The sequence below is a fragment of the Bradyrhizobium sp. SRS-191 genome (genome assembly GCF_024586915.1).
Classification (GTDB): Bacteria; Pseudomonadota; Alphaproteobacteria; order Rhizobiales; family Xanthobacteraceae; genus Bradyrhizobium.
Map to the genome: position 1 here is coordinate 76,498 of NZ_JANBVS010000017.1, position 26,013 is coordinate 102,510.

Sequence of the window (26,013 nt, forward strand, 5' to 3'; positions counted from 1 at the left end):
AAGCAGACGCGACGCGGCGCGGTCTGCGAATGAAGTATCAGGCGTTGGGAAGTGAGACGGTGGCGCTCAATACGAGCGACGGAACACCAGAACCGGCATCGACCGCGCGGATGTCGAGAGAATAGCGGTCGGCAATGCAGAGATCGGGAGCGCGAGCATCGACCGGGTGCATGCGGTCTGCAGATGCGATGTCGTCATGCAGATCTCCCCGGTTCGAGCGACAATTCGTGTTCCATACCATCGACGGTACGATTTGGCAACCCGCGGTCGTCCCGCGGGCGTCTCACGTCAATGTGCGTCGCCGCCGCCGGCCATCGGCGAGCTCGGCTTGTTGAGCAGCAGCACCATGAAACTGAGCGCGATGTAGAAGCAAGTCAGCATGAAGAACGCATCGCCATAGCCCATCACCACCGCCTGGCGGTGTACGATCTGCGACAGCTGCTTCATCGCCATCAGCGCCGAGTCGCCCATGCCCTGCAGCTTCTGCTGCAGCATGTTGAGCGTCTCGACCGCGGTGGCGTTACCCCAGGTGACGCGCTCATGCAGGCGGGAGATGTGCAGGTCGGTGCGGTCGTTCAGCACTTGGTTGATGATCGCAAGCCCCACCGCGCCGCCGAGATTGCGCATCAGGTTGAACAGGCCGGAGGCGTTCTTGACCCGGTCGGGCGCGAGCGTGCCGAGCGCGATGTTGTTGGTCGGAACCATCGCGCACATCATGCCCACGCCGCGCATCACCTGCGGCAGGAACAGCTCCCAGAAGTCGTAGTCGCGGGTAATGCCGGTCATCTGGTAGGAGCCGATCGCGAAGATGACGAGGCCGAAGGCGATGATCAGCCGCATGTCGATCTTCACCATCAGGCGGCCGACCACCGGCGCCATCAGGAACATCACCACGCCGGAGACGAACATGGTCTCGCCGATCATCAGCGCGCTGTAGCCGCGCACTTCGGCGAGGTAGCGCGGATAGATGTAGGTCAGGCCGTAGAGGCCGATGCCGATGCAGAATTGCAGGAGGCATCCCACGGCGAAATTGCGGTTGCCGAAGGCGAACAGATCGACGATCGGCTCGTCCGCCGTCAGCACGCGCCAGAAGAAGCCGATCGCGGACACCGCGCACACCGCGGCGAAGATCGCCACCGACGTGTCCTGCAGCCACTCATATTGCGGCCCCTCCTCCAGCACATATTCGAGCGAGCCGAGGAAGCCGGCCATGAACAACAGGCCCCACCAGTCGAAGCGCTCGAGCAGCTCGAAATGCGGCTCGTCGAAATCGACCAGCGCCAGCACGCCGATGGTGATCAGGATGCCCGGCGGGATGTTGACGAAGAACAGCCAGTGCCAGGACATCGCGTCGGTGATGTAGCCGCCGACGGTCGGGCCCACGGTCGGCGCGAGCGTGGCGACGAGGCCGATGATGGGACCGACGATGTGGAATTTGCTGCGCGGGAACACCGTATAGGCCGAGGCGAACACGGTCGGGATCATGCCTGCGCCGAGGAAGCCCTGCAGCGCGCGCCACAGGATCATCTGCTCGATCGACGAGGCGAAGCCGCACAGGAAGCTGGAGATGGTGAAGCCGGCGGCCGATATCGCGAACAACAGCCGCGTGCCGAGCGCGCGCGACAGGAAGCCGGACAGCGGGATCGCGATCACCTCGGCGATCAGGTAGGCGGTCTGCACCCACGACACTTCGCTGGAGCTCGCCGACAGTCCGGCCTGGATCTCGGTCAGCGAGGCCGACACGATCTGGATGTCCAGGATCGACATGAACATGCCGAACACCATGATCAGGAACGCGATCAGCCGGCGCGGCGCGATGCGATCCGACGGCGCGGCGGGCGCGCTCATGGTGGGGTCGGCTGTGGTGGCGGTGGCCATGGTCTCAGATGTCCGCGTAGGTCAGGGACCGCGCCGCTTGGACAGTGCACTCCCCTCCCCCTTGCGGGGAGGGGTCGGGGGTGGGGGTCCCCAACGGCGGTCTCGCCCGGAGACCCCCCACCCCAACCCTCCCCCGCAAGGGGGGAGGGAGCTCACTGCCGATGCCGAAGCATCTTGGTTCAACGCCGACTGCAGGATCAATCTTCCTGCAGCCATCCTCATTCGACGATCTAACTACTTCCCCTGCACCGTCGCCGGTGCATCGAGGTCGGCGTCGGTGTCGGCATCCTTGGCGCCGTCGGTGGTATCCACCGTCACGTAGACCGACATGCCGGCGCGCAGCAGGTTCTGGCGCGCGACGTCCTTCGGCACGCGGATGCGGACGGGCAGACGCTGCACGATCTTGGTGAAGTTGCCGGTGGCGTTGTCCGGCGGCAGCAAGGTGAACACCGAGCCCGCGGCCGGAGAGATGCTGTCGACCGCACCCTTGAAGCCGCGCGCGCCATAGGCATCAACCTTGATCGTGACCGGCTGGCCCGGACGGATACGCTTGAGCTGGGTTTCCTTGAAGTTGGCGTCGATGAAGACGTCGTCCAGCGGCACGACGTTGCCGAGCCGCTGGCCCACGGCGACGAAGTCGCCGGTATTGACCAGGCGGTTCGAGAACGTGCCGTCGACCGGCGCGCGGACGGTGGCGAATTCGAGATCGCGCTCGGCCTTGGCGAGCGAAGTCGTGAGCTCGGCGAGCTGCGCCTGCGCCTCGGCCTGCTGCGCCTTGGTCACCTCGACATTGTCGCGCGCCGCGTCGAATGCCGCACGCGCGGCGCGGACCGCGGCCATGCCCTGGTCGCGTGTGGCTTCCGACTGCTCGAAGGTCGCATGCGAGGCGAAGCCCTTGGTGCTCAGCGCCTGCTGGCGCTCATAGTCGAGCCCGGCGCGCTTCATCGCGGCCTCGGACGAGGTCAGGTTGGCCTGCGCCTGCTCGACTGCGCTCTGCTGCGCGGCGACCTGGCGGCCGATGCGGGCGATGGTCGCCTCCTGGGTGGCGATCTTGGCGCGTGCGGCATCGACCGCGATCTTGTAGTCGCCGTCGTCGATGCGGAAGATCACGTCGCCCTTGCGCACCACGGCATTGTCGCGCGGCACGATCTCCTGGATGTGGCCGGAGACGCGCGCGCCCAGCATGGTGTTGTTGGCGCGGACATAGGAATCGTCAGTCGACACCATGAAGCGGCCGACCATCCAATAATGCGTCCCATAGCCGGCGGCGGCGAGCGCCAGCAGCAGGCCGATGCCGGCGAGCACACGCTTGCGCTTGCCGGATTTGGGCGGCGCAGCCGGAGCCGCCTGGGGCTTCTCTCCGGCGGGAGCCGCGGCCGGCGGAGCCGCCGGCAGTTCGAGCGGGGCCTCGGGGGTAACGTCCGCTTTCGGCGCCTTCGACTCGATTGGGTTGCGCTGGGCGGCATCGCTGGCTTGCGGACGGGCCGCCTCGTGCTTGGCCTGGCCCGATGCCTCCTCGGCATCCGGACGGCGCACCCGCACAGCCTGTTCTCTCGCAGCAGCCATCAGCCACTCCCACCCATGACAGCGGGGCCGCGCGCCCCCAAAATTCCGACCGAACCGTTCGGTCAATCGACCTTTATCATTGACCGAACCGTTCGGTCAATTTATATCTTCGCTACCGCAACATATCTGCGCAGATGCTTTTGTGACGTTGGCACCGGCCAAATCTTCGGGAACAGCCTAAACCAATGATTGATCCGGCCGACAGCACTACCCAGGTGATGCAGGACGAGGATTCCTCGAAACGGCGTCAGATCCTCGAAGGCGCCCGCAAGGTCTTCATGGACATGGGTTTCGATGGCGCCAGCATGGGCGAGATCGCGCGTGTCGCCGGTGTCTCCAAGGGCACGCTCTACGTCTACTTCGCCGACAAATTCCGCCTGTTCGAGGCGATCGTCGCCGAAGAGACCGTGCATCGGGGCGCCTCGAACTTCGATTTCGATCCCTCCCGTGATGCCGAGACCGTGCTGTATGAATTCGGCACGGCCTGGATTGCCGTGGTATGCCGTCCCGGCGGCGGATCGGCGATCCGCACGGTCATGGCGATCGCCGAGCGCATGCCGGAGGTCGGGCGCCGCTATTACGACTGCGTCATCGAAGGCACGATCGGCCGGCTCGCGGCTTATCTGCAGGCCCGCGTCGAGGCGAAGGAGCTCGCAATCGATGACTGTCATCTCGCGGCCTCGCAATTCCAGCTGATGTGCCAGGCGACGCTGTTCCTGCCCTTCATCTTCCAGGGCGCCCCCGCCCCCTCGCCGGACGAGGTGCACAAGGTGGTGGCCAGCGCCGTGCGCATGTTCCTCGCGACCTACGGCATCAGGTCCTGAGACCTCGCCGGCCGCGATGAGAACCGCGGCACGATCGGTCACAGCCAAGTCCGTCATAGCCAAGTCCGTCACAGCCAAATCCGTCCGGGACATGCGCTCTCCTTCTCGCGGCAGGTGACGCCCGAGCTTTGCAATCAGATCACCCTCGCTTCGATCGGAGGGCGCAGGGAAGGCCGGGCGCTGGCCGCGCCCGTGGCCCGCCTGCGGAAAAAAATGCAGGCGGCAGGTACCACAGGTTTGGCCGAGACGACCCGGCCTTCCCCGCGCGATGGGTTGACGGCTTATACGCAGTCTCCCCGGTGTCCGGCCTTGTAGCCACCGTCATCCGCGCGATGCTTTCAGCATCGGCCGCGAACTTGACGCCAGCGTCGGGGCGTCAGGACCCTACGACTTCACCGTCCTGCCGGTCGCGTTCGTCCGCTCGCGATTTTCAGCGCGCTGCGCGCCGACAGGCCACCACTCCCCGCCCCCAACGCTCGTGACGACCGCGAAACGTCCCTCTTCGATCGAGGCGGGATGGGGAGAGAGAACCATAAAATTCGGAAAAATGGAAGTTGAATATTTTTGGCGCGGGGACTGGACAGGGCAAATCAGCTTGATGGGATTGATGAAATGAGCTTCTGCGCGCAGGTTCGCGGCAGGCCAGACTCGTCAGAGGCCGCGAGGGTAGGGCAGCGCGACATAGTGATTCAGCGCCCCGACGATCTCGCATACCATTGTCTGTCTCAGGAGGCGGTCGCCCCGTTTTCAGCCGGACCACCTTTTGCTCTTAGCGAATACGTGCGACTTACTGGTTTCTATCGCTCAACTTGCTCAAGCTTGCATCATATTCACCGATTAGAATCTCAATGCACTCCGGGCAGAGCGATAGTTCGTAGGACGTCTGATTATCTTGAAACCCAAATGCAAAGGAAGGGAACGTTGCCATCATTTGAGCAAGCGTCACCGAACACAGCTTTGATTGATTGTTGCTGGTTGCCACAATATCCGCATCTCCTTTGAATGATCTATTCCCAGTGACCCCGCGCTCAACGATCCAGCCCTTAGCTTCCAGAAGAGCTTTAATTTGCACGGTGACGGAACTAGCCTTCTCGCTCTGAGGTTTGGAAAAGATAATTGCATGGCATGTTTTGACACCGGAGGGAAGGCTAGCTGTCAGCGCCTCTTTCATTTGCTCCAAATATGCTGGCATCATCGCACGCGGGATTGAGAGGAACGGCCTGTTATCACGATCAGGCCGGACGTTCTCAACTTGTAGTGCCTTCTCTGTAGGGGATACCTTCCACATCAAGACCATAAAGGATATGACGACAATCAACGGCGCCAGTATCAAGGTTAGACGTCCGGCGTCTCCCCGAAATCGAAGATGCATTGGCATACGATCGTTCGAGAGAGGCGCTCGGCGGAGAGCCTTCACTAGACCTTCTTGAAGGCTGTTTGACCACTTGGATACATAAAGAACTAAAGCTCCCAGAAACAGCGAAATACAGGCAACTATCCATCCGCGAATAGAAATTGTGTGCCCTTCTAGAAATCGGCGTCCTACCTCTTCCACCGGCATAAGGATCAAAGCTAACCCGACATAGTCTAAGAATGTAAACAGAGTCCGATCTTGTTCCTGACCATGGCTCATATACGAAATCTCCGAAGTCACCCGACTGTTCAGGGCGTCATCATACACGTTAGCCGTGTGGCCGCCTACGAAGCCATTTCGATTTATGTTCGTAATTCAGCGGACTGAGGGCAAAGCAGATGAGCGGTGGCCGGCTGCTTCTTACTTTTTCCCGCCCTTCGTCGCGTGCGGATGCGCATGCCCATCGCCATGCGCCGCCTCGATCGGCATCATCGCGACGTGGCCGTGGCGGACGCCGCGCTCGGCGATGACGTGGTCGGCGAAGGCCTTGACCTCCGCCCGCTCGCCCTTGAGCACGGTGACCTCGAGGCAGCTCTCCTGATCGATGTGGACGTGCAGGGTGGCCTGGGCGAGGCCGGAATGGTCGTGCGCCTCCTGCGTCAGCCGCTTGGGCAATTCGCGCGCGGCGTGATCGTAGACGTAGCTCAGGGTGGCGATGCACGGGCGGGTGTCGCTGGCGCCGGTGTCGGCGCTCTCCAGGCCGCTGCGCAAGAGGTCGCGAAACGCCTCCGAGCGATTGTCGTAGCCGCGCCGTTCCATGAAGGCGTCGACCTCCGCGAGCAGATCATCGTCGATGGTGATCGTCAGGCGCTGCATGCATCGTCTCCCGGCGGCAACACAGGCCTAGCAGTATGATGTTTGTCCGTTGACATCATACTGGTGTCACCTTAGCGTTCTTTAACACTCGACAGTGGGGCGATCCAAGCGCGCGTGCCGCCAGCCAATGAGGGCTCGCGGCCAACGATGATGCATGCACGTCCGATGGTGAGATCGAGGCGCGTGGCGACGATGCGGTGGCGTGGGGCGAGTGTGGGTGTACTGATGGCGGCACTGGCGCAGCAGGCGCAGGCCCATCCGGAGCGCGCCCCCGCCGAGTTGCCGACGGTCGATGTCGATGCGCCCAAGCGCACCACCAAGCCCAAGCCGCAGGTCCGGCGCGCGGCCCAACAGCCGAAACCGGGCGCACCACGCCCGCTTGTCGGAGCGGCGCCGACCGCGACGGCCGCAGCCGCCTCGGCGCTATCAGGCGCGCCCAGCGCCGGCACCGGCGCGGCGCGCCCGCAGGACATGGCGAGCGAGACGGTCGTCACCGGCGAGGAGATCAACGCGCGACCTGCGACGCGCCCCGGCGAGGTACTGGAGGCCGTGCCCGGGCTGATCGTCACGCAGCACTCCGGCGAAGGCAAAGCCAACCAGTATTTTCTGCGCGGCTATAATCTCGACCACGGCACCGACCTGGCGCTGTTCGTCGACGGCGTGCCGGTCAACATGCGCACCCATGCGCATGGCCAGGGCTATGCCGACCTCAACTGGCTGATGCCGGAGACGATCGGCCGTGTCGACGTGCGCAAGGGCCCTTATTTCGCAGATGAAGGTGATTTCGCCTCGGTCGGCAGCGTGCATATCGGCCTGGTCGACAGCGTGCCCAAGGCGATCGCGCAGATGACGGCGGGCAGCTTCGGCTATCGCCGCTTCTTCGGCATGGACTCCGTGCATGTCGGCGACGGCCACCTGCTGATCGCGGGCGAGGCGGGCCGCTATGACGGCCCATGGACCACGCCGGACGACGCCAAGAAGCTCAACGGACTGATGCGCTACTCGCAGGGCACCGCGACCGACGGCTTCTCGATCACCGGCATGGCCTATGCGAATCGCTGGACCTCGACGGACCAGGTGCCGGAGCGTGCGATCACGTCGGGCGAACTCGGCCGCTACGATGCGGTCGATCCGACCGACGGCGGCAAGACCAACCGCTTCGCGCTGTCGGGCCGCGTCGCCGGCACCGACGAGGCGGGCTCGTGGAAGGCGAATGCCTATCTGGTGAAGAGCCAGCTCGATCTCTACAACAATTTCACCTATGCGCTGCGCGACCCCGTCAATGGCGATCAGTTCCACCAGCATGACGACCGGCTGATGCTCGGCGCCAATGCCTCGCGGACGCTCAACGGCAGCTTTGCCGGCTTACCGATGGAGACGACCTTCGGCGTCCGGACGCGCTACGACGACATCGCGCTGGCGCTGAGCTACACCGCACAGCGCAACTATCTGACCACCGTTCGCGCCGACAAGGTCGGCGAAGGCAGCGTCGGGCTCTATGTCGAGAACACCGTGCGCTGGACCGACTGGCTGCGCACCACCGTCGGCTATCGCGGCGATTATTACCAGACGCATGTCTATTCGCTGACCAACGGCAACAACACCGGAGACGCGGCAGCCGGCCTCGGCAGTCCCAAGTTTCGCATGGTGGTCGGGCCGTTCAACCAGACGGAATTCTTCCTCGGCGCCGGCTATGGCATGCACAGCAATGATGCGCGCGGCGCGACGACGACCGAGGATCCGGCTAATGCGAACAACAAGCTCGCCTCGTCACCGCTGCTGGTGCGCACCAAGGGCGCCGAGGTCGGAATGCGTACCCGGATCATCCCCGGACTCGATTCCTCGCTGAGCGTCTTCATGCTCAACCAGGACTCCGAGATCCTGTTCTCGGGCGACGCCGGCGACACCTCGGCAAGCCGGCCGAGTCGGCGCTACGGCTTCGAGTTCACCAACCATTATCGCCCGGCGTCGTGGATCGACATCGATGCCGACCTCGCGATGACCCATGCGCGCTTCGTCGGCGAGGATACCGATCAGGCCGCGACCTATGCCCAGTTGATCGGTCTGGGCGCGCCGGCCGAGGTGTTGCGCGGCAACGCGCCCGGCAACTACATCCCCAATGCGCCGTCGATGATCGCCTCGGCGGGCATCACCCTCGGCGAGACGACCGGCTGGTTCGGCGGGGTGCGCTGGCGCTATCTGGGCGCAACGCCGCTGACCGAGGACAACTATTTCCGCTCCACCGCGACCAGCGTGTTCAACGGCCGCATCGGCTTCCGCGACGCCAATGGCTGGCGGATCCAGCTCGATGTGCTGAACCTGTTCAACACCAAGGCCAACCAGATCTCGTATGGATATGGCTCGCTGCTGCCGAGCGACGCGCTGTACCAGACTTGCTACCCCCGCGGGGGGACGTCGACCGTGCCCACGCAAGTCTGCCAAACCGGCGTGATGGACCGCGTGCTCCACCCGATCGAGCCGCTCACGTTCCGGGTGACGGTGGCGGGAACGTTTTAAAACTTGCTTGTCATACCGGCGGATCGTTTCCTCGGCTCAACATCGTTGCTTCGATCTTCAATAGAGGCACACGCCCGCCGCGCGAACAGTGCCCTCCCCTCCCCCTTGCGGGGAGGGGTCGGGGGTGGGGGTCCACGAACTCCGCTCCTCATGATGATTTCAAGACCTTGAAGAGCAGGACGCTTCTGGTTGCGCTCTCCGGTCGCTCATGGCTGATCGGGGCACTTACTGAGTTCAGCGCCCGGAGACCCCCACCCCCAACCCCTCCCCGCAAGGGGGAGGGGAGCTCACCGTCTTTTTGGCGAAGAGCTCGGCTCAATGAGTAGTGGAGTCTGGAAACCCCAAGCGACGCTGATGAGAGTCCCTGTCCACACCTCAGCGGCGGTGCGCTCCCTCTCCCCGTTCTTCACGGGGAGAGGGTCGGGGTGAGGGGCAGCGCCACGGGTGGTGTGAATAGTAAGCTACTCTCACCTTTGCCTGGCAAACAGATGCATCACCGAGGTCTCGAGTGTGAGAATCGAACTCATCAGTTGCTCTGCCCGTGTGGCTGCCCCTCACCCCAGCCCTCTCAGCGCGAACGAAGCTCGTCGCGGCCCCGTGAAGAACGGGGAAAGGGAGCGCAGCGTCCGCGCCGTTGGAGGGCAGCTCAACCAAGGCCTGACCGTACAACGCATCCCTCGTCACCCGCACAAAGGCGGACCATCAGCAACGATTGCGATCTCGAAATCCACATCGTCATCGCTGACCTCGTTGCAGCTCGCGCTCGGCGGCGGCACCCGCCACGGAATCGGCTTCGGCGGCATCAGCGCGAGACGCTGCGCATCGGCGACGGCGCGGCGGGCGATCTTCAGCGAGCGGCACACCAGGATCGGCTGCTCGCCGGTGCAGACCTCGAAGCCCGAGCCAATCGCCTTGATGCGATACAATGCCATCTCCACCACTCCCATCCGGCCAGCAACCAGAACCCCGCGCGCCTTGTTCCTGGCGAGTGTGGCAGGTCTAGTGTCGGCCAATGGCGGACGGCAAAATTGGTCAACGGACTCCTAATGCGCAACCCACGCTGCGGGCATTTGCGTTCCGGAGCGGAACAGGGCGTGCGCTCGAGTGCATCCTGCGGAAGAGAAATCCACAGACGCGCACAGGCGCGAGCGAGTGGCGAAGAGCGAATGGCGAATGGATGCAATGGCCTCGATTCGCTACTCGCCATTCGCTATTCGCCTCTTCTCAATAATCGCGGAACTCGTCTTCCTCGTTGATCAGCTGGCCGATCGACTTGGGCTGCTTGCGCGCCGGGATCGAGCTGGTCACGTCAGGGTCGCGCTGGCCGTAGCCATAGCGGCGCTGCTGGACGCGCGCGGCGACCGTCTCGCCGGATTGCGCAGCAGGCTGGCAGATCAGCCGGCGGCTGGCGCGGCGCATCAGGTCCACATGGATGTGGTCGTAGTGATAGACGTTGGAGCCGGGCGCGAGCACCGTGGTGAACTGCTGGCAGGCGCCACCCTGGACGTCACGCAGAAAGCCCTGCTCTTCCGGCACGCCGATCCAGCCGTCCTTGACGGTGATGCGGCGGCCGTCGGAGAGGATGAAGGCCGAGATGTCGAGCGCATTGCCGAAGGCGTGCTCGGAGATGTGCGCGCTCGGATTGCCGTTCATGCCGCGGCAGGAATAGGCCGAGATCTGCTTGATCTCGACGACGCGCTGGCCGAACCAGCGCTGCGCGGCCGGCTGCACCGACTCGGCGAGCCAGCGGTCCAGCGCGGAGACGATTGGACAGGCGAGCGTCGCGGTCGGCTTCACCGCCACCGGCCCGGTGGTGCCGACCGGATCGCGCGACGGCCCGAGCCGCGGCGGCGGCTCCTGCTGCTGCGGATAGGCGGTGCGCGGCGCGGGCTGGCCTCGATACGGCGCGGCGGGATACGACCTGTCGGCCGGCAGGTTGACGTCGTCCTCGCCTGCCGGCGGCTCGAGTTGCAGCGGCGCTCCCGGCGCGGCGCCGTAGCCCGGCTGGGCCGATGCAGCGTTCGGATAGCCTGCATTCGACGAGGGATAGGCCGGCTGAGGCTGGTAGGTCGACGGCGGATAGCTCGGCGGCTGTTTGTTGATCGGCCAGCGCGGCTGGCCGCCGATCGATCCCGGCGGGCGCAGGCTCTCGTCGGCGAAGCCATAGCTCGCGGTGGCCTCGCCGAGCGCGGCCACTTTCAAGGGATAGTCGGCGCCGCACATGCCGGGGCCTGAGATCGGATCGATGCGGACGATGTCCGCACTCTCCCTCACCGCGCCTGATTTCAGGCAGGCGATCTCGGCCTCGGCCCGCCACGGCTCGCGTTCCTGGAAAAATCCACGGCCGCAACCCGCAAGCGAGACAAGGACGATGGAGCCGACGAGATACAAACGAACTCCGCGCGTCATCTGCAGAGGTTTGCGGCAATTTGCTTAAGGACCTGTCAATGCCGTCCATTTACGGGACGCAAACCATGGAGACGCGACGACGGTCTTTTTACGGGGAAGTGACAGCCGCGCTGTCTTTTTTGCCGATGCCGATCGGGTATGTGTGGCGCGCTTTACGAAACGGCTGCGTCACGCGCACGCTGCATCGGGAGCGCCATCAGGAGAGAGCGCAGGTCAGCTGCGCGAGGAATGCGAAACGGGAGCCGTCCCATGAGCCTTGCCGATCGGCTGAGCATGGTGGTCACGTATGTCGTGTTTGCATTTGTCGGCGCGATCGTCGTCGGCTTGGTCTGATCGCCGCGCTTCGATCTCGATCAATTGATCCGTGACATCGGGTTGCCGTGCAAGCGTCAGGCTGCGCGCTTGGTGTCCGTCGTCCGAGGGACGACTGTGACCTTTGTCACAGATCAAAGCCGGGAGGCTCGCCTAAGAGGGTCCTCAGGTTCACGACGCGGACCTGAGGGAGCACTCCATGAAGACCGTCTTTCTGGCCGCAGCAGCCATTCTGATCGCGAGCAGCGCCGCGCAGGCCGGCAGCTCGATCGCCTTCGATTTCGACGGCCGCAAGATCCGCGTGACCATGCCGCGCAACTGCCAATCGCTGTCCTGCCTGCAGGTCTCCGGCGTCGATCTCAGCGGGCTGAAATCCAAGTTCGATGACGATGACACGCCGGCGAGCAAGGCGCCTGCGGCCGGCGCGGCCGCCGCACCGGCTCCGACGGCTGTCGCGCCTGCCGCCGCGCCCGTCGCGGCCCCGCAGGTCAATGCGCCCGCGGCCGTCGCCGCACCGACCGTTGCCGCAGCGGCCGCTCCTGTCGCGCCATCCTCGACGGTGCAGATGCCGGTGCCGCCGGCGCCCGTCGCCATGACCGCACCGGCGGTGCAGCCGGCGCCCGCCGCTGCTCCCGCGCCGACCACCGTTGCTGCCGCACCGGCCGTTGCTGCGCCCGCCCCCGCGCCGGCTGCCGATCCGAACTCGCCGCTCGGCCTGTGGGCCACCGAGGGCGGCAAGGGCAATGTCGTGATCGAGCCGTGCGGCCCCAACATCTGCGGCTTCGCCGAGAAGACGCGCGAGAAGATCCTGATCAACATGAAGCCGAAGGACAGCAAATGGGTCGGCCGCATCCATGATCCCGATGGCGGCGGCAACTACGACTCCACCGTCGTGCTGAAGAACCCGACCACCCTGCGAGTCCAGGGCTGCGCGTTCGGCGGCCTGTTCTGCGGCGGCCAGACCTGGAAACGCATCAGCTGACGCCGTCCCCCCGCCGTCAGCGGATGGGAGACCCCGCCGGGATCAGTCCCTCCGGCGGGGTCTTTTGTCTGATGGCTCTCACGCCACCTTGGCGGGGATCGCCGCGGCGGCGGGCAGCACCGCCCGCAGCGGCAGCGACAGCCGCACGCGCAGGCCGCGCGGCGTGTTCGGCATCAGCGCGATGCCACCGTCGTGCTTCTTCATGATCTCCTGCGCGATCGACAGGCCCAAGCCGAAGCCGCCGGCCGAGCGCGCCTGGTCGAGCTTGACGAACGGCTCCAGCGCGCGCGCCTGCAGCGCCTGCGGAATGCCCGGGCCGTCATCGGCGACCTCGATGGCGATGACGCCCTCCAACGTGGCATCGAGGCTGACGATCACCTCGCTGCCGTGCTTGACGGCGTTCTCGACCACGTTGGTCACCGCGCGCGACAGCGCCCGCGGCCGGCCCTCGCAGACCAGCCGCTGCGGGCCGCGATAGCTGACGGCGTGGCCGACATCGGCGAAATCGCAGCAGATGGTTTCCAACAGGCTCGACAGCTCGATGCGCGCCGGCTGCTCGGCCTTGGTGTCGTCGCGCAGGTAGTCGAGCGTCTCGTCGAGCATGCGGCTGACCTGGTCGATGTCGCGCAGCATCGCGCTGCGCATGTCGCCCTGCCCGATCCGCTCCGAGCGCAGCCGCAGCCGGGTCAGCGGCGTGCGCAGATCGTGGCTGATCGCCGCCAGCATCCGCGTGCGGTCGTCGAGCAGCGCGCGGATGCGGGCCTGCATCTCGTTCAACGCGTCGGCGACCTGGACGATCTCCTTCGGCCCGCGCCGGCCGAGCGGCTCCTGCGCGCCCGGCGAGCGGCCGAACGCTGACGCCGCGCGCGCCATGTCCGAGAGCGGCCGGATGATCGCCCGCGCCGCATAGATCGACAGCAGCACGCCGAGGATCAGGATGAGGAACAGGAATACGGCGGTCGGCTTGACCACGATCGACCAGAATTCCAGCCGCGGCACGTCGTCGAACACCAGCGCGTGCTCACTATCGACCTGAACGATGATCTGGGTCGGCGGCGCCGCGCCATAGCCGACGCCGTGCAGCAAGGTGACGTCGCGCAGCACACCGAGCTGGCGGCGCGCGAGCTTCGACGTCAGCGGCACGCTGCGTTCCGGCTTCGGCAACAAGGTGAGCGCGGTCAGCGGCACCAGCTCGACCTGGATACCCGAGCTGCGCAGGCTCGACAGGCTGCTCTCGACGGCGACGGGATCCTTGGCGGCGCGGACGAAATGCACGGCCTCGCCGACGCGGGCGACGCCATAGGCCGGCGATTCCTGCTCGTCCGGCGGATCGAAGAACAGCAGCACCGCCGCGATCATCAGTACCATGCCGAACAGCACCGAGAGCGACGCCAAGGTCACGATCTGCGTGGTGAGGCCGAGGCGCGGACACGTCTTGTTGTCAGGCTTCATCGAGGGTCTCGACTCTTGGCGTGAAGACGTAGCCGCCGAGGCGCACGGTCTTGATCATGCTCCAGCTCTTCGCGCCGGGCTCGATCTTCTGGCGGATGCGGCTGATGTGGACGTCCATGCTGCGCTCCACCGGACCGGCCTGGCCGCCATGCGCCAGCTCGATCAGCTGCTCGCGCGACAGCACGCGCCCGGCATTGCGGCAGAACGCCAGCAGGATGTCGAACTCGGCGCTGGTCAGGGTGATCTTGACGCGATCCGGATCGAACAGCGTGCGGGTCGCGGGCTCGATGCGCCAGCCGTCGAAACTCATCGGGGCCTGGCGCGCGGCGATCACGGCAGGATGGAGTTGCGAGCGGCGCAGCAGCGCGCGGATGCGCGCCACCAGCTCGCGCGGATTGAACGGCTTGACCACGTAGTCGTCGGCGCCGAGCTCGAGCCCGAGGATGCGATCGATGTCCTCGCCCTTGGCGGTCACCATGATGATCGGCACCGTCGAGATCTGGCGCAGGCGGCGGCAGATGCTCATGCCGTCTTCGTCCGGCAGCATCAGATCGAGCATGATGAGATCGACCTGCTCGCGCTGCAGGACGTCGTTCATCGCCGCCGCCGAGGCCACGAAGCGCGGCGCGAAGCCGTGCTCCTGCAGCAGCTCGGTGAGCAATGCTGCGATCTCGCGGTCGTCCTCGACGCAGAGGATGCGCGCGGCTGCCGGTATGTTTGCGTCTGCGGCCACGGCGGTATTGTGTGACGACATCATGTGCGGAACATGGTCGATTTTGGCCGAAAAGAACAGCCTGAAGCCGCGCCTGATCGTGGCGAAATCAAGCTGTATTGTTAAGGCGGAAACATTTCTTCACGCGACTTAACCCTGCGCAACGGCCACCGCGCCTAAGGCTTAGCCGATCAGACAATCAATCAACAGGGAAGTCCTGCGGCGAGGCTGATGCGGCCGGCGCGGCCTCCTTCCGAACCGCGATGCGCAGCCCCGTGAAGCCAGTCCTGCTCGCTCTTTGTTTCGCAACCCCGCTGCTCGCCGGCTGCGCCGTGGGTCCCGACTACATCACGCCGGACTTCGGCATGCCGGCGCGCTGGAGCAGCGACCGCACCCGGCCGGCGCCGGCGCTGAAGCTCGGGCAGTGGTGGCGCAATCTCGGCGATCCCCTGCTCGATCAGCTGATCGGCGAAGCCGTCGCCGGCAATCTCGATGTCGCCGCCGCAAAGGCCCGCATCCGCGAGGCGCGCGCCACCCAGCGCCAGGCGGTGGGCGCGCTGTTCCCCGCGGTGAGCGGCACCGGCTCGGCGACCGAGAGCCGCAGCGCCGGATCGACCACCAACGGGATTGCGATCGCGCCCACCACATTCAGCCAGTTCCAGGCCGGCTTCGATTCGAGCTGGGAGCTCGATCTGTTCGGCGCCAACCGCCGCGCCGTCGAGGCGGCCGGCTATGGCGTCGATGCCGCCGAGGACGATCTGCGCGCGACCTTGCTGACGCTGATCGGCGACGTCTGCTCCAACTACATCGATGCGCGCGCCTATCAGGCGCGGGTGGCGCTGGCGCGGCGGACCGCCGCCTCGCAGCGCGAGACCGCGGCGCTGACCCAGCGCAAGCAGGACGCCGGCTCGGCCTCGGCCGTCGACACCGCCAAGGCCGCAGCGCTTGCCGCCAGCACGGAAGCGACCATCCCGACCTATGAGAGCAGCTATCAGCAGGCGGTGCACCGGCTCGGCGTGCTGCTGGGACGTGATCCCAGCGCGCTCGGCCAGCGCCTGTCTCGCACCCTGCCGATCCCCTCGCCGCGCCTACCGCTGCCGAAGGGCATTCCGGCCGACGTGCTGGTGATGCGTCCTGACGTCCGCAAGGCCGAGCGACAGCTCGCGCAGTTCACCGCGAAGATCGGCCAGGCCACCGCCGCGCTTTATCCGGATGTCAGCCTCACAGGCACGGTCTCGACGACCGCGCTCAAGCTCGGTGATCTCGGCAAGACCTCGACCATCGGCTGGTCGGTCGGGCCGAGCGTCTCGGTGCCGATCTTCAATGCCGGCAAGCTGCAGGCCGCGGTCGAGATCGCCGAAGCCCAGCGCGACGAATACCACGTCGCGTGGCGCAGCGCCGTGCTGAGCGCGCTCGAAGATGTCGAGAACGCGATCGTCGGCCTCGGCCAGGAGCGTATCCGTATTCGCAGCCTGACGGAATCGGCGCGGCGCTATGGCGAGGCCGCGCGGCTGTCGCGCTCGCTCTATCAGACCGGATCCAGCACTTTCCTCGACGTGCTCGACGCCGAGCGCTCGCAGTTCACCGCCGAGGACAGCCTGCTCGCCAGCCGCGCCACGTTGGCAAAGAACTATGTGGCCCTGGCGAAGGCGCTCGGCGGTGGCTGGAGCGGCCCAATTGATAGCTCGGTGCCGGAGGTCGTCGACAGCGGCACCGGAGCGCATCTCGCGCAGGCCGTCGCTCCCAGATGATCCAACCTTGATCCACCAGCCTCCGAAGTCGCCTGATGAACGCACCACTGCCCCACCTGTCCCACCCGGTCGCGATCGAGGAACACGCCGTGCCGCCGTCCAAGCCGAAGCGAGGCCGGCGCTGGCCGCTGGCCGTCGCCGGCCTGGTGGTGCTTGCGGGGCTCGGGCTGGTCGTCAATCGCTATACGCGTGATCCAAACGCCAACCTCGCCACCGCGCCCGTCACGGTCGGCGACATCGAGCAGACCGTGCTCGCCACCGGCACGCTGAAGCCGGTGAAGCTGGTCGCGGTCGGCGCCCAGGCCTCGGGCCGGCTGGTCACGCTCAACGTCACGCTGGGCCAGAAGGTCAGAGCGGGCGATCTGATCGCGGAGATCGATTCGCTCACGCAGCAGAATACGCTGCGCACCAACGAGGCCGCCTTGCGCAACGTTCGCGCCCAGCGCGACGAGAAGCAGGCCACGCTGGCGCTCGCCGAGGCGAACCTGGCCCGCCAGCAGACGACGTTGGCGCAGAAGGCGTCGTCGCGCGCGGACTACGACAACGCCGAAGCCACCGTGAAGCAGACCCAGGCGCAGATCGCGCAGCTCGAGGCACAGATCATCGAGGCCGAGGTCGCGATCGAGACCGCGCGCGTCAATCTCGGCTACACCAGGATCACCGCGCCGATCGACGGCACCGTGCTGTCGATCGCCACCCCGCAGGGCCAGACCGTCAACGCCGTACAGTCGGCGCCGACCATCGTCGTGCTCGGCCAGGTCGAGACCATGACCGTGCGCGTCGAGATCTCCGAGGCCGACGTCGTCAGGGTGAGGCCGGGCCAGAACATCTACTTCACCATCCTCGGCGACCCCGACCGCCGCTATACGGCCACGCTCGGGACCATCGAGCCGGCGCCGGAATCCGTCAAGACCGACTCCAGCTTCTCCTCGACCACGACGACGTCGTCGTCGAGCAGCAGCACGTCGTCCTCCTCCAGCTCGACCGCGATCTACTACAACGGCGTCTTCGACGTCGCCAACCCCGACGGACGGCTGATGACCTACATGACCGCCGAGGTCCACATCCTGCTCGGCGAAGCCCGCAACGTGCTGACCATCCCGTCATCGGCGCTCGGCAACCCCAATGCCGACGGCAGCTATTCCGTGCGCGTGCTCGACGGCTCGGGCAAGCTCGAGAAGCGCAGCGTGCGGGTCGGCCTCAACAACAAGATCCGGGCCGAAGTGCAGTCAGGCCTGCGCGAAGGCGAGCGCGTCGTGACGTCCTCCCCCGACGAGGGTCCGAAGCGAACCGTCATGCCGCCGCCGCCATCCGCCGGAGGCCCATGATGGCCGAGATCCTGATCGACCTGCGCAACGTCGGGCGGCGCTATTCGTCCGGCGAAGGCACCGTGCACGCGCTGCGCGGCGTCGACATCGGAATCGCGCGCGGCGAGATGGTCGCCATCATCGGCCAGTCGGGCTCCGGCAAATCCACCTTGATGAACATCCTGGGCTGTCTCGACCGCCCGACCTCCGGCAGCTACAGGATCGCCGGGCGCGAGATGGGCTCGCTCGATCCGGACGAGCTCGCAGCGCTGCGGCGCGAGCATTTCGGTTTCATCTTCCAGCGCTATCATTTGCTCGGTGAGCTGACCGCCGCCGAGAATGCCGAGGTGCCTGCGGTCTATGCCGGCTTAAGTCCGGTGCAGCGGCGCGGCAAGGCCGAAGCTCTGCTGCAGCGGCTCGGCATGGGCAGCCGTACGGGTCACAGGCCGGGGCAACTCTCGGGCGGCCAGCAGCAGCGGGTGTCGATCGCACGCGCGCTGGTCAACGATCCCGATGTCATCCTCGCCGACGAGCCGACCGGTGCGCTCGACCGCGCCAGCGGCGAGGAGGTGCTGCGCATTCTCGACGAGATCAGTGCGTCCGGCCGCACCGTCATCATCGTCACGCATGATGCCGGCGTCGCCCAGCGCGCCCGGCGCATCATCGAGATCCAGGACGGCAGTGTCATCTCGGATCGGCTCAATCCGCGGCCGTCGCCGCCGCCAGGCATTGCGGCCGACGATCACCCCGCCTCCTCCTCGTCGTGGTGGCGCAGTCAGCTCGACCGCTTTCGTGAGGCCACGCGGATGGCGCTGCTCGCGATGAATGCGCACCGGATGCGCGCCTTCCTCACCATGCTCGGCATCATCATCGGCGTCGCCTCGGTGGTGCTGGTGCTGGCGCTGGGCAGCGGCTCGCAGGCCAGGGTGCTGAAGGACATCAACCGGCTCGGCACCAACACGCTGGAGTTCTTTCCGGGCAAGGATTTCGGCGACACCAAGGCCAGCAAGATCAGAACGCTGGTGCTCGCGGACGCCAAGGTGATGGCCCAGCAGCCCTATGTCGATGCGATCTCGCCGACGGTGTCGACCACGAGCACGCTTCGCTTCGGCGCGATTGAGGTCAGCGCCCAGGTCTCGGGCGTCGGCGAGCAGTATTTCCGCGTCAAGAACACCGAGCTCGCCGAAGGCAGCTATCTCGATGCGGATACTGTCCGCTCCTATGCGCAGGATGCCGTCATCGACGACAATGCGCGCAAGGCGCTGTTCCCCGACGCCGATGTCAGCCCGCTCGGCAGCGTGGTCCTGATCGGCAAGGTGCCGTGCCGGGTCGTCGGCGTCACCAAGCAGCAGCAGGCCGGCTTCGGCTCCAGCTCGACGCCGATCGTGTACCTCCCCTACACCACCGTGCAGGCCCGCTTCATCGGCAACCAGGTGCTGCGCAGCATCAGCGTCCGCGTCGACGAGGCGACGCCGATGGCGGACGCCGAGCGCGCCGCGACGGCGCTGTTGACGTCGCGGCACAACGCCAAGGACTTCTTCGTCCTCAACACCGACGACATCCGCAAGACCGTCGAGAGCACGACGCAGGTGCTGACCCTGCTGGTCGCGGCCATCGCCGTGATCTCGCTTCTGGTCGGCGGCATCGGCGTGATGAACATCATGCTGGTGTCGGTATCCGAGCGCGTCGGCGAGATCGGCGTGCGCATGGCGGTCGGCGCCCGGCGCAGCGACATCCTGATGCAGTTCCTGATCGAGGCGGTGCTGGTGTGTTTGTTGGGCGGCGCGCTGGGATTGTCGCTCGCGGTGGGCTTCGGCACGGTCTTCAACGCGCTCGATGTCGGCTTCCAGCTGATCTACTCGCCGCTCGCCATGGTCGGATCCGCAATCATCTCGATGGCCATCGGCATCGGCTTCGGCTACATGCCCGCCCGCAACGCCTCCCGGCTGGATCCGGCCACGGCGCTGGCGCGGGAGTAGTTGGTAGAACATCCGTACCGAACAGCAGAGCGGGGCCAAGCACCGGGCGGCAACGGCAGTATGCTCCCTCTCCCCGTTCTTACGGGGAGAGGGCTGGGGTGAGGGGCAGCCACACGGGAAGTCCAACTTCAGCATTCCCGCTCCCCCGAAACATTTCGAGACGCAGTCAAGAGAATTGAGCTCAACTACTCGCACCACCCGTGCGGCTACCCCTCACCCCGACCCTCTCCCCGTGAAGAACGGGGAGAGGGAGCGCAGCGGCGCTCGGGGCGAGCGCGGCTCTCTTCTCTCCTGGCTTCAACAGCCTCTCTCTATCTGCTGGCGCGGCCTGCCCTACCGCTTCGCGGCCATCTGCGTGCTCGCTTGTGCCTCGGACGCAGGCGCGCCCTTGTCGACCCATTCCGGCGGGGCGCCGAGGCGGTTGGCGACCATGCCGATGAGGCCGGGGTCGCGGCCGTAGGCCTCGCAGGCGTCGTTCTTCGGCTTGCCGCCGAGCGCGGCCCCGATGCGCTCGATCGAGGGGATCTTGGGCGGCTTGCCGAACGGCGTCTCGCCGGTCACCAGCAGCTGGCCGAAATCGGCGCTGAACGAGCCGGCGAGATCATAGGCGTCGCCGGCCTGCGAGATCACCGGCGAGTTGGTGAACGAGTTCGCGCCGCGCGCCCACACCATGGCGGCCTGCTGTCGCCCGCGGCGATCGACCGCCTCGGCTTCGATGCTGAGGCTGCCGAGTCCGATCGGCAACCGCGGCACCGGCACGGGAACGCCGAGCGCGCCGGGCACGGCGGAGACGACCTTCGAGGCACCAGCGGCCACCGGATCCGTCGCGGCTGCCTGCGTGATGAAGGTGCGCGTCGTCAGATCGGCCCGCTCGTTCGGCGGAACCACCGTGAAACGCTCACTGAGGTTGAGGCAGAGCGCGCGATCGACGGCGTTCGTCACCAGCCTTTGCTGCGGCTCGCTGAGCACCGAGCCGACATCGCCCGCGAACGTTGTCGGCATGATGCGCACGGTCGTCGCAGCCAGCACATTGTCCTTGTTGATGTTGAGCACCGACTTGGCGAGCAGGCCGTTCGACTCCTCCAGTGAGCGGTAAGAGGCGAGCGAGCCGCTCCGGGTGATTGGCGCCGAGGCGCAACCGGCGAGACCGAGCGCCGCGCACAGCACGGCAAAGTGCGAGAGTGACTGAGAGCTGCGTGACCTGACCAAACGCTCGATTTCGACCATGCCGGGATCGCCTCACGCTGACCGATTTGCGCCGGCTGTGGCGCCGCCTGCTTGTCCTCCGACAATCCGGACAGCATGGGGCGGAAGCGTGGAGAGATGTCACCCAGCGCCGCCAACCAAGGAGACAGTGCGGCGGGATTGGTCGGGTTACGATCGCGGGTTTCAAAATCCGCTGGTGATTGCGGCGATGCCCACGACCGCCAGCACAGCGCCGAGCCAGGCCGCCGCCGAGGGCCGGAGACCGGTGCTCCACCAGAGCAGCGGCAGGATCATGACCGGCGTCGTCGACGACAGGCTGGACACGATCCCGACCGGCCGGCTCGTCAACGCGAACAGCACGAGCGTCATGCCGACGCCCATCCCGAGCACCCCGCTGAGCGCGGACCGGATGACAACGGATGCATTCGCCGGGCTGGAGCTCCGGACGGCAGGCATGGCGGACAGACTCAACAAGGCGACCAATCCGATCGCGGCGCGGATCGAGGTGGCCAACGCCGGATCCAGTCCCATCGCCATGACCGGCCTCGCGATCAGAATGGCGGCAGCCGCGAACAACGCGGCCCCGAGACCGAACAGGAGACCCGAACGCAGCGAGCCGTGGGTCTCGTCCGCGATCGCGCCGGGTTGTCTGAAGATGATAGCCACGCAAACCCCCGCCATGATGCAGCAGATCCCGGCGATCTTGACCACCGAGAGGGTCTCACCGAGCAGCAGATAGCCGAGCATGGCGGCGAACCCTGCCCAGCTTGCATAGACGACGGCGGTCAGGCGCGGCCCGAGCCGCGCCAGCGCAGCATAGAAGCAGGAATCCGCAACGACGACGCCGAGGAGGCTCGAGCCTGCCAGCATCAGCAATTGAGTGCCGGACGGTGACGTCCAATGCCCCCGCAGCATGACGGTGATCAGCACCGTGAGGAGCGCGGCCGCCAGACGAATGGCGTTGAACACCACCGGGCCGAGATGACGAACGGCCGACGGTGCAATGACGTTGCTGACGGCGATGCTGAGCGCAGCTGCCAATGCAGCCAGATCGGAGACCATGACAATCGGCACGCGCCCGGAGTCGGGATGGTCAGGCGATCATGGTCCGCGCTCGGCACCGGGTCAAGCCATGCTCACCCCAGCAGCTTGTCCAAGGTGATCGGCAGATCGCGCACGCGCTTGCCGGTGGCGTGATAGACGGCATTGGCGATCGCGGCGGGGACGCCGACGATGCCGATCTCGCCGACGCCCTTGATGCCCATCTTGTTGATGATGCGATCCTCCTCGTCGACGAAGATCACCTGGATATCGTGGACATCTGCGTTCACCGGCATGTGATATTCGGCGATGTTGGCGTTCATGATCCGGCCGAAGCGATGGTCGATCTGCGCCTCCTCGTGCAGGGCCATGCCGATGCCCATGACCATGCCACCCATGATCTGGCTCGACGCTGTCTTGGTGTTGAGGATGCGGCCGGCGGCAACGGCGTTGACGATGCGTGTCACCCTGATGACACCGAGCTCCTCGTCGACCTTCACCTCCGCAAAGACCGCCGAATGGGTGTTGTGGGCGTGCTTGTCGTCGTCCTCGAACTCCGAGCCGCGCTCCTTCTCAATGCGGTCCTTGCCGCCGTGGCGCATGACCTCCGACATCGCCACCGCCCGGGTGCGATCGGCGATCCCTACGATGGCGCCGTTGGCCAAGGTCACCTCGTCAGCCGTCAGCCCCTGCAGCGGCGAGTCCGGCATGGTCTGCGCGATCTGCAGCAGCTCGGCGCGGATGTCGTCGGCGGCATTGACGATGGCGTGCGAGATCGAGGCGGCGGTCCATGAGCCGCCCTCGACAGGCGCCTTCGGGAGGGTGGAGTCGCCGAGCTTGACGGTGATGCTGTCGAGCGGCACGCCGAGCATGTCGGCGGCGACCTGCGCCATGATGGTGTAGGTGCCGGTGCCGATATCCGAGGTGGCGCTGGCGACCTCGACGTGGCCGTTGGCGGTCATCACGATGCGCGACGCGAACGGCATCTGCATCGCTTCCCAGGCGCCGCTCGCCATGCCCCAGCCGACCAGCTCGCGGCCATCGCGCATCGAGCGCGGCTCCGCACTGCGCTTCGACCAGCCGAACGCGCCAGCGCCCTGCTGGTAGCACTCCTTCAGCCGTTTGCTGGAGAACGGCAGGTCCTTGTCCTGGTCACGATCGGTGTAGCAGCGCAGCCGCAGCTCCAGCGGATCCATCTTCAGCGCGACGGCGAGCTCGTCCATCGCGCATTCCAGGCCATATACGCCGCTCGCCGCACCGGGCGCGCGCATATCGCCTGGCGTCGGCACGTCGAGCTTGGCAAGCCGGTGCGTGGCGCGCGAATTCTCCGAGGTGTAGAGCACCTCGCCCCAGCCGATGTCGTTGCGCGAGAACGCCTCGTGCTGCGAGGTCATCGCGATCGCCTCGTGGGTCAGCGCGGCCAGCGTGCCATCCGCCTTGGCGCCGAGTGCGAGGCGCTCGATGGTGGCCGGGCGATAGCACAACGCGTACATCTGGGCGCGGCTAAGCACGACGCGCACCGCGCGCTTGAGCTTGAGCGCCGCCATTGCCGCGAGCGCGACCTGGAACTGCGGCCGCAGGCCCGAGCCGAAGGCGCCGCCGACGAACGGCGACATCACCTGGACATCGTCCTCCTTCAGCTCGAACACGCTGCAGACATAGCGCTGCACGTTCTGCACGCCCTGGGTCTTGTCGTAGACCACGAGCTTGCCGCCATCCTTCCAGAGTACGGTGGAGCCGTAGAGCTCCATCGGATTGTGATACTCGACAGGCACGCCATACTCGGCATCGTGGCGCACCGGCGCGGACGCCAGCGCCTTGGTCGCGTCGCCGCGCGGCTTGACAGGCTTGTCGACCTTGAAGGCCTGCTCGCGCCTGGCATGCAGATCGGTCGCGAAGTCCTCGGTGTGATACCGGATATCGACCAGCGTCGCGGCGAAGCGGGCCGTGTCCTCGTCTTCGGCGACGACCAGCGCGACCGGCTGGAAGTTGAAATGCACGCGGTCGTCGTAGAGTGGCCGATAGGGCGAGCCGTCCTCGGGCGCGACCTCGTCGCGATAGCCGTCGTCCTTGTCGGCCATCTTGACGCGGTTGGTATGCGTCAGCACATCGATCACGCCATCGACGGCGCGGGCGCGGCTGGCATCGATGCTGACGATGCGCCCCTTCGGGATTGTAGAGCTGACGACAACACCGAAAGCGAGATCGGGCGCGGTAAACTCGGCGGCGTATTTGGCCGAACCCGTGACCTTGGCGCGGCCGTCGACGCGGGAGGTGGCGGTGCCGATGTGAGCGGTCATGAGATCACCGGATGGTCTTGATGGATTGGATCTGCGGCGTGCCGTCAGCGGCCTGCGTCAGGGTCCTGACGATGGCGCGGCGGGCGAGCGGAAGCTTGAAGGCGTTGTGTCGATGCGGCTTTGCCTCCGCGAGCAGGATATCTGCCGTGCGCTCGAAGGCGGCCCGCTCGGGTGCCTGGCCACGCAGCGCCGCCTCCGCGGCCTCGTTGCGCCACGGCTTGTGCGCGACGCCGCCGAGCGCGAGCCGTGCGTCGCGAATGACGCCATCGTCCAGCTCGAGCGCCGCAGCGACGGAGACCAATGCAAAGGCGTAGGAGAGCCGGTCGCGGATCTTGAGATAGCTGTAGTTGGCGGAAAAGCCCTGCGCAGGCAGCTCGATGGCGGTGATGATCTCGTCCGCGCGCAGCGTGTTGTCGAGCTCGGGCTGGTCGCCGGGCAGCCGGTGGAAGTCGGCGAAGGCAATCGTGCGCTCGCCCTCGGCACCCGCGACGTGAACCGTGGCTTCCAGCGCGGCCAGCGCCACGCACATGTCGGACGGGTGCGTCGCGATGCAGGACGCGCTGGTGCCGAGGATCGCATGATTGCGGTTGAGGCCCTGGATGGCCGAGCAGCCGTCCCCTGGCGTGCGCTTGTTGCAGGCGGTGGCGACGTCATAGAAATACGCGCAGCGCGTCCGCTGCAACAGGTTGCCGCCGGTCGAAGCCATGTTGCGCAGCTGCGCCGAGGCGCCGGCGAGGATCGCGCTCGCCAGCAGCGGATAGCGGCTCTCGATGACCGGGTGATAGGCCAGCGTGCTGTTCGGCACGAGCGCGCCGATCTTGACGCCGCCGGCGCGGGTCTCTTCCACCGCGTTCAGCGGCAGGCGGCTGATGTCGATCAGGCGGCGCGGCTGCTCGACGTGATACTTCATCAGGTCGATCAGATTGGTGCCGCCGGCGATGAACTTCGCATCCGGCGTACCGGCCTTCAGCCTGACGGCCTCCGCGACATCGCCGGCGCGTGCGTAATCGAAATTGTTCATCGGCCGCCTCCCATCGCCTGCTCGATCGCGCCGACGATGTTCGGATAGGCGCCGCAGCGGCAGATGTTGCCGCTCATCAGCTCGCGGATCTCATCCTTGGTCTTCGCCCTGCCCTCGGCGATCAGGCCGACGCCGGAGCAGATCTGGCCCGGCGTGCAATAGCCGCATTGGAAGGCATCGTGGTCGATGAAGGCCTGCTGCAGCGGATGCAGCTCGTCGTCCTTGGCGAGGCCCTCGATCGTGGTGATCTCGGCACCGTCCTTCATGACGGCGAGCGTCAGGCAGGACAGTGTGCGGCGGCCATCGATCAGCACGGTGCAGGCGCCGCACTGGCCGTGATCGCAGCCCTTCTTGGTGCCGGTGAGATCGAGATGATTGCGCAGGAGGTCGAGCAAGGTCGTCCAGGGCGCGACCGACAGCGTGCGGCTTTCGCCGTTGATCCGCAGCGTGACGGACAGCGGGGCGGGTTTGGTGAGAGATGCGGCACTCTCGCGCGACGGGCTCATGCGGGGGTCTCCGTTGACGG

20 protein-coding genes are annotated in these 26,013 nt (G+C 66.2%); 6 read left to right on the forward strand and 14 right to left on the reverse strand.

What is annotated here, in order from left to right:
• Positions 1-37: 37 nt before the first annotated feature.
• The 3 genes from NLR35_RS26025 to NLR35_RS26035 all read right to left on the reverse strand — a co-directional run bounded on the left by NLR35_RS26025 (position 38) and on the right by NLR35_RS26035 (position 3,444).
• Complete coding sequence (locus NLR35_RS26025; protein ID WP_257169386.1) at positions 38-172, reverse strand: hypothetical protein; 135 nt, start codon at positions 170-172, stop codon at positions 38-40.
• Between the two features lie 116 nt (positions 173-288).
• Positions 289-1,878: a DHA2 family efflux MFS transporter permease subunit gene (locus tag NLR35_RS26030; protein WP_257169387.1), complete on the reverse strand. Its 1,590-nt coding sequence runs from the start codon at positions 1,876-1,878 to the stop codon at positions 289-291.
• Between the two features lie 234 nt (positions 1,879-2,112).
• Positions 2,113-3,444, reverse strand: coding sequence for an HlyD family secretion protein (locus NLR35_RS26035; protein WP_257169388.1), 1,332 nt, complete (start codon positions 3,442-3,444; stop codon positions 2,113-2,115).
• A gap of 185 nt (positions 3,445-3,629) precedes the next feature.
• Here NLR35_RS26035 and NLR35_RS26040 point away from each other — a divergent pair, with 185 nt between their 5' ends.
• Positions 3,630-4,268, forward strand: a complete 639-nt coding sequence (locus NLR35_RS26040; protein WP_257169389.1) for a TetR/AcrR family transcriptional regulator — start codon at positions 3,630-3,632, stop codon at positions 4,266-4,268.
• Positions 4,269-5,055: 787 nt separating this feature from the next.
• On the opposite strand, the gene NLR35_RS26045 is transcribed toward NLR35_RS26040, so the two are convergent.
• Positions 5,056-5,901 carry a hypothetical protein gene (locus NLR35_RS26045; protein ID WP_257169390.1) on the reverse strand — a complete coding sequence of 282 codons (846 nt, stop codon included), beginning with the start codon at positions 5,899-5,901 and terminating at the stop codon, positions 5,056-5,058.
• A gap of 141 nt (positions 5,902-6,042) precedes the next feature.
• Positions 6,043-6,498: a nickel-responsive transcriptional regulator NikR gene (gene nikR / locus NLR35_RS26050; protein ID WP_257169391.1), complete on the reverse strand. Its 456-nt coding sequence runs from the start codon at positions 6,496-6,498 to the stop codon at positions 6,043-6,045.
• A 192-nt stretch (positions 6,499-6,690) separates the two neighbouring features.
• On the opposite strand from nikR, the gene NLR35_RS26055 reads away from it, so the two are divergent.
• Positions 6,691-9,015 (forward strand): TonB-dependent receptor, encoded by a 2,325-nt coding sequence (locus NLR35_RS26055; RefSeq protein ID WP_257169464.1) that lies wholly within the window; start codon positions 6,691-6,693, stop codon positions 9,013-9,015.
• Positions 9,016-9,695: 680 nt separating this feature from the next.
• Here the strand turns inward: NLR35_RS26055 and NLR35_RS26060 are convergent.
• Positions 9,696-9,947, reverse strand: a complete 252-nt coding sequence (locus tag NLR35_RS26060) for a hypothetical protein (protein ID WP_257169392.1) — start codon at positions 9,945-9,947, stop codon at positions 9,696-9,698.
• 292 nt (positions 9,948-10,239) lie between these two features.
• Complete coding sequence (locus tag NLR35_RS26065; RefSeq protein ID WP_257169393.1) at positions 10,240-11,424, reverse strand: extensin family protein; 1,185 nt, start codon at positions 11,422-11,424, stop codon at positions 10,240-10,242.
• A 511-nt stretch (positions 11,425-11,935) separates the two neighbouring features.
• Here NLR35_RS26065 and NLR35_RS26070 point away from each other — a divergent pair.
• Entirely contained in the window at positions 11,936-12,718 is a 783-nt protein-coding gene (locus NLR35_RS26070) for a DUF2147 domain-containing protein (RefSeq protein ID WP_257169394.1), read from the forward strand.
• A 78-nt stretch (positions 12,719-12,796) separates the two neighbouring features.
• On the opposite strand, the gene NLR35_RS26075 is transcribed toward NLR35_RS26070, so the two are convergent.
• Together NLR35_RS26075 and NLR35_RS26080 are read right to left on the reverse strand one after the other, a co-directional pair.
• Positions 12,797-14,170, reverse strand: a complete 1,374-nt coding sequence (locus NLR35_RS26075) for an ATP-binding protein (RefSeq protein WP_257169395.1) — start codon at positions 14,168-14,170, stop codon at positions 12,797-12,799.
• Positions 14,160-14,927, reverse strand: a complete 768-nt coding sequence (locus NLR35_RS26080; RefSeq protein ID WP_257169396.1) for a response regulator — start codon at positions 14,925-14,927, stop codon at positions 14,160-14,162. Before NLR35_RS26080 ends, NLR35_RS26075 begins: the two co-directional genes overlap by 11 nt.
• A 218-nt stretch (positions 14,928-15,145) precedes the next feature.
• Here NLR35_RS26080 and NLR35_RS26085 point away from each other — a divergent pair, with 218 nt between their 5' ends.
• The 3 genes from NLR35_RS26085 to NLR35_RS26095 are packed head-to-tail and all read left to right on the forward strand — an operon-like array spanning position 15,146 to position 19,919.
• Positions 15,146-16,633, forward strand: a complete 1,488-nt coding sequence (locus tag NLR35_RS26085) for an efflux transporter outer membrane subunit (protein ID WP_257169397.1) — start codon at positions 15,146-15,148, stop codon at positions 16,631-16,633.
• A gap of 35 nt (positions 16,634-16,668) precedes the next feature.
• Positions 16,669-17,961: an efflux RND transporter periplasmic adaptor subunit gene (locus tag NLR35_RS26090; protein WP_257169398.1), complete on the forward strand. Its 1,293-nt coding sequence runs from the start codon at positions 16,669-16,671 to the stop codon at positions 17,959-17,961.
• A complete protein-coding gene (locus NLR35_RS26095) occupies positions 17,961-19,919 on the forward strand; it encodes a MacB family efflux pump subunit (protein ID WP_257169399.1) in 1,959 nt (652 codons plus the stop codon). The genes NLR35_RS26090 and NLR35_RS26095 overlap by 1 nt, the downstream gene beginning before the upstream one ends.
• A 333-nt stretch (positions 19,920-20,252) precedes the next feature.
• On the opposite strand, the gene NLR35_RS26100 is transcribed toward NLR35_RS26095, so the two are convergent.
• The 5 genes from NLR35_RS26100 to NLR35_RS26120 all read right to left on the reverse strand — a co-directional run bounded on the left by NLR35_RS26100 (position 20,253) and on the right by NLR35_RS26120 (position 25,993).
• The gene (locus NLR35_RS26100) at positions 20,253-21,146 is read right to left on the reverse strand and encodes a DUF3313 domain-containing protein (protein ID WP_257169400.1); all 894 of its coding nucleotides are present in this window, start codon (positions 21,144-21,146) and stop codon (positions 20,253-20,255) included.
• A 162-nt stretch (positions 21,147-21,308) separates the two neighbouring features.
• Complete coding sequence (locus NLR35_RS26105) at positions 21,309-22,187, reverse strand: DMT family transporter (protein ID WP_257169401.1); 879 nt, start codon at positions 22,185-22,187, stop codon at positions 21,309-21,311.
• 74 nt (positions 22,188-22,261) lie between these two features.
• On the reverse strand, positions 22,262-24,466 hold the full coding sequence (locus NLR35_RS26110) for a xanthine dehydrogenase family protein molybdopterin-binding subunit (protein WP_257169402.1): 2,205 nt from the start codon (positions 24,464-24,466) through the stop codon (positions 22,262-22,264).
• A 4-nt stretch (positions 24,467-24,470) separates the two neighbouring features.
• The gene (locus tag NLR35_RS26115) at positions 24,471-25,487 is read right to left on the reverse strand and encodes a xanthine dehydrogenase family protein subunit M (RefSeq protein WP_257169403.1); all 1,017 of its coding nucleotides are present in this window, start codon (positions 25,485-25,487) and stop codon (positions 24,471-24,473) included.
• A complete protein-coding gene (locus NLR35_RS26120) occupies positions 25,484-25,993 on the reverse strand; it encodes a (2Fe-2S)-binding protein (protein WP_257169404.1) in 510 nt (169 codons plus the stop codon). The genes NLR35_RS26115 and NLR35_RS26120 overlap by 4 nt, the downstream gene beginning before the upstream one ends.
• Positions 25,994-26,013 lie beyond the last annotated feature (20 nt).

Bases quoted from the DNA above. Each gene is read 5' to 3' on its own strand.
- NLR35_RS26025 (WP_257169386.1), bottom strand. From the start codon at position 172: ATGCACCCGGTCGATGCTCGCGCTCCCGATCTCTGCATTGCCGACCGC.
- NLR35_RS26030 (WP_257169387.1), bottom strand. From the start codon at position 1,878: ATGGCCACCGCCACCACAGCCGACCCCACCATGAGCGCGCCCGCCGCG.
- NLR35_RS26035 (WP_257169388.1), bottom strand. From the start codon at position 3,444: ATGGCTGCTGCGAGAGAACAGGCTGTGCGGGTGCGCCGTCCGGATGCC.
- NLR35_RS26040 (WP_257169389.1), top strand. From the start codon at position 3,630: ATGATTGATCCGGCCGACAGCACTACCCAGGTGATGCAGGACGAGGAT.
- NLR35_RS26045 (WP_257169390.1), bottom strand. From the start codon at position 5,901: ATGAGCCATGGTCAGGAACAAGATCGGACTCTGTTTACATTCTTAGAC.
- nikR (WP_257169391.1), bottom strand. From the start codon at position 6,498: ATGCAGCGCCTGACGATCACCATCGACGATGATCTGCTCGCGGAGGTC.
- NLR35_RS26055 (WP_257169464.1), top strand. From the start codon at position 6,691: ATGCGGTGGCGTGGGGCGAGTGTGGGTGTACTGATGGCGGCACTGGCG.
- NLR35_RS26060 (WP_257169392.1), bottom strand. From the start codon at position 9,947: ATGGCATTGTATCGCATCAAGGCGATTGGCTCGGGCTTCGAGGTCTGC.
- NLR35_RS26065 (WP_257169393.1), bottom strand. From the start codon at position 11,424: ATGACGCGCGGAGTTCGTTTGTATCTCGTCGGCTCCATCGTCCTTGTC.
- NLR35_RS26070 (WP_257169394.1), top strand. From the start codon at position 11,936: ATGAAGACCGTCTTTCTGGCCGCAGCAGCCATTCTGATCGCGAGCAGC.
- NLR35_RS26075 (WP_257169395.1), bottom strand. From the start codon at position 14,170: ATGAAGCCTGACAACAAGACGTGTCCGCGCCTCGGCCTCACCACGCAG.
- NLR35_RS26080 (WP_257169396.1), bottom strand. From the start codon at position 14,927: ATGATGTCGTCACACAATACCGCCGTGGCCGCAGACGCAAACATACCG.
- NLR35_RS26085 (WP_257169397.1), top strand. From the start codon at position 15,146: ATGCGCAGCCCCGTGAAGCCAGTCCTGCTCGCTCTTTGTTTCGCAACC.
- NLR35_RS26090 (WP_257169398.1), top strand. From the start codon at position 16,669: ATGAACGCACCACTGCCCCACCTGTCCCACCCGGTCGCGATCGAGGAA.
- NLR35_RS26095 (WP_257169399.1), top strand. From the start codon at position 17,961: ATGGCCGAGATCCTGATCGACCTGCGCAACGTCGGGCGGCGCTATTCG.
- NLR35_RS26100 (WP_257169400.1), bottom strand. From the start codon at position 21,146: ATGGTCGAAATCGAGCGTTTGGTCAGGTCACGCAGCTCTCAGTCACTC.
- NLR35_RS26105 (WP_257169401.1), bottom strand. From the start codon at position 22,187: ATGGTCTCCGATCTGGCTGCATTGGCAGCTGCGCTCAGCATCGCCGTC.
- NLR35_RS26110 (WP_257169402.1), bottom strand. From the start codon at position 24,466: ATGACCGCTCACATCGGCACCGCCACCTCCCGCGTCGACGGCCGCGCC.
- NLR35_RS26115 (WP_257169403.1), bottom strand. From the start codon at position 25,487: ATGAACAATTTCGATTACGCACGCGCCGGCGATGTCGCGGAGGCCGTC.
- NLR35_RS26120 (WP_257169404.1), bottom strand. From the start codon at position 25,993: ATGAGCCCGTCGCGCGAGAGTGCCGCATCTCTCACCAAACCCGCCCCG.